The organism is Streptomyces sp. SID3343, from assembly GCF_009865215.1.
Taxonomy (GTDB): Bacteria; Actinomycetota; Actinomycetes; order Streptomycetales; family Streptomycetaceae; genus Embleya.
The window spans coordinates 1-2,976 of sequence record NZ_WWJX01000970.1; the positions used below are offsets into that span (position 1 = coordinate 1).

Genomic DNA, 2,976 nt, shown 5'->3' on the forward strand with positions numbered 1-2,976 from the left:
AGCGCGGGCCAGATCACCCACTTGAGTGCGCAGGCCACCGCGAGCGCGGCACCGGCGGTCCGTGACCGCCCCCGCGCGGCGGCGGCGAGCGCGAGGCAGGTCAGGCCGGTGAGCGGCAGATCGACGCCGCTCACCGACCACGACAGGGCGACCACCGGGGACGCGACCAGGGCCGTACCGAGGAGGCCGTACGGTGCCCGGCCGCTCGTCGACGTCGGGCGCAGCAGCGTACGTCCCGCCGCGAGGCATCCGACGAAGACGGCGGCGCACCACACGCGCGCGTCGCCGAGCACCATCGCGCACCGTCCGTCGTCGCCGAGCAGCACGCGCGGGAGGCCGAACAGCGCCATGCCCGGCAGGTACGGGTTGTAGTCGCCCACCCGAGTCGGGTCGGCGAGGTACGGGCTGCCCGTGTCCACGAACAGCCGCGCCGACCGCTCGATCACGCCCACCTCGGACTGCCCGACGCCGAGCGCGGCGAACGCGAACAGCGGTACGGCGGCGGCGCCGACGAATGCGAGCACCACGGCCGCGGTCCGGGCGCCGCGACGCGGCATGAGCGCCGCGGCGCCCGCCGCGAGCAGGTAGCCGACCAGTGCGCACAGTCCCCACGCCCGGTGCCCCGGGAGGGTGGAAACGAGTGCCAGGCCGCCCGCCGCGCCGGCCGAGGCGAGCCAGATCGACAGCCAGGTGCGCCGCCGTTCCCACCACTGCAGTCGCGTTGTGGTCGGGTTCTCGACCGGGAAAATGATCACGTTTCCATTCAGTCGCGCCGGGTGGGCGCGGTCACGAGACCTGGGTCGACAGTGCGTGGTCGGGTTTTCCATACCTTTTGGGGCGGCTTCGACCGACGGCGCGGGACTGGGTTAGGTTGGGGAGCCCGTGAACCAGAACCCACCGAACCCGACCGCACCCGCCCCGATCGCGCCGCCCCCGATCGGCATCGCCGTGTGGGCCGCGGTCCGTCGGCGGCCACTGCGCTTTCTCTGGTCGGCGTGGCCGTGGCGTTGCTGGGCGCACCTGCTCGGCGGCGGCGCGTTCGGCATCGCGGCGGTGCTGCTCTTCGTCTTCCTGGTGGTTGCGGGTCTGGCGCTCTCGGTGATCGGGATCGGGGTGCCGATCCTGGCCGCCACCGCGCTGTTCGGCCTGCCGGTGGGCCGGTTCGAGCGCCGACGGTTGCGCGTGGTCGAGCCGCGGCCGGTGCCGAACCCGCATCCGCCGCTGCCCGAGACCGGTGTGTGGCGCCGGGTGCGCCTTCGTTGGCGCGAGCGGGTGACGTGGCGTGAACTCGGCTACGCGGCCCTGGTCCTACCGGTCTTCGCCGTCGTCGACGTGGCGTTCACCGCGCTCCTGGGCCTGTCGCTGGTCTTGGTCGCGACGCCCGTGGTCGTGGTGGCCCTGAGCCACGAGACGGTCATGGTGCCGGCCGGCCACGCGCTCGACGGGTGGATCGACGCGCTGCCGGTGGCCGGGGCCGGCCTGGCCGGCGTCGTCCTGTGCGCGTACGTCGGCGCGCTCCTGGTCGGCGTACAGGTGTACGTGGCCCGGTTGTTGCTGTCGCCGCGCGACGCGGAGACCAAAGCTCGCATCGTCGAACTGACCCGCTCCCGGGCCCGCCTGGTCGACGCCTTCGAGGCCGAGCGGCGCCGGATCGAACGCGACCTGCACGACGGCGCGCAGCAGCAGTTGGTCGCGCTGTCGATCACCCTGGGCCTGGCCGAACTGGAGCTGGGGGGCGAACACCCCAGGGCCGCCGAGCTGTTGGTACGCGCTCGCGGCGAGGCGCGCGACGCGTTGACCGGATTGCGCGATCTGATCCAGGGCATCCATCCGCAGGTGCTCGGCGACCACGGGCTCGCGGCGGCGGTCGCCGAGGTGGCCGGGCGCCACCCGTTCCCGGTCACGGTCGACGTCGACCTGCCGCGCCGATTGCCCTCGCCGGTCGAGACGATGGCCTACTTCACCGTGACCGAGGCGCTCACCAACAGTGCGAAGCACAGCGGCGCGACGCGGGTCGAGGTGAGCGCCCGGCTCGCGGACGACCACCTCGTGCTCGACGTCGTCGACGACGGGCACGGCGGCGCGGATCCGGCGGCCGGCGCCGGACTGCGGGGGCTGGCCGACCGGTTGGCGATCCTGGGTGGTCGGCTGACCGTACACAGTCCGGTCGGTGGGCCGACCCGTATCCATGTGGAGGTTCCGTGCTCCGGGTAGTGCTCGCCGAGGATTCGGTGCTGTTGCGCGCGGGCCTGGTGGAACTGCTCACGCGCGGCGGCCACGACGTGATCGCCGCGGTGGGCGACGCGGACGCGCTGGTGCGGGCGGTGGACGCGGACGTCCCGGACATCGTGGTCGCCGACGTTCGGATGCCCCCGGATCATCGCGACGAGGGGCTGCGGGCGGCGCTCGAACTGCGGGCCCGGCACCGGGGGTTGGCGGTGCTGGTGCTGTCCCAGTACGTCGCGACGCCCTATGCGCTGCGCCTGTTCGCCGACGACGACCCGGCCGCGGCCGGACTGGGCTACCTGCTCAAGGACCGGGTCGGCGAGGTGGTCGAGTTCTTCGACACGCTGCGTCGGGTCGCCGCGGGCGAGACGGTGATCGACCCGCAGGTGGTCCGCGCGCTGTTGACCCGGCAGGCCGGCGATCGTCCGCTGCAACGGCTGACCCCGCGCGAGCGGGAGGTACTCGCGCTGATGGCCGAGGGCGGCACCAACCAGGACATCGCCCACCGCCTGACCGTCACCGAGGCGGCCGTGGTCAAGCACGTGGGCAACATCTTCGCCAAACTCGACCTGGCCCCGACGGACGGCAACCGCCGGGTCTTGGCAGTACTCGCCTACCTCCGACAGCACGCGGCGTAGCCGGGGCGGGCGTCGGCGGGAGCGGGCGTCGGCCGGGGCGGCGCAGCCGAGGCGGCACCGGCCGCAGTAGGCGCAACCCGAGCAGGCACCGGCCGCAGCAGGCGCAACCGAG

The 2,976-nt window shown here is 73.7% G+C and carries 2 protein-coding genes and 1 pseudogene; 2 read left to right on the forward strand and 1 reads right to left on the reverse strand.

Features of this window, described 5'->3' with window-relative positions:
* Positions 1–755, reverse strand: a pseudogene (locus GT354_RS30550) (hypothetical protein); the annotation flags it as partial.
* A 181-nt stretch (positions 756–936) separates the two neighbouring features.
* Here GT354_RS30550 and GT354_RS30555 point away from each other — a divergent pair.
* Together GT354_RS30555 and GT354_RS30560 are read left to right on the forward strand one after the other, a co-directional pair.
* On the forward strand, positions 937–2,214 hold the full coding sequence (locus tag GT354_RS30555; RefSeq protein ID WP_161359614.1) for a sensor histidine kinase: 1,278 nt from the start codon (positions 937–939) through the stop codon (positions 2,212–2,214).
* Positions 2,202–2,864, forward strand: coding sequence for a response regulator transcription factor (locus GT354_RS30560; protein ID WP_161359613.1), 663 nt, complete (start codon positions 2,202–2,204; stop codon positions 2,862–2,864). The genes GT354_RS30555 and GT354_RS30560 overlap by 13 nt, the downstream gene beginning before the upstream one ends.
* Positions 2,865–2,976 lie beyond the last annotated feature (112 nt).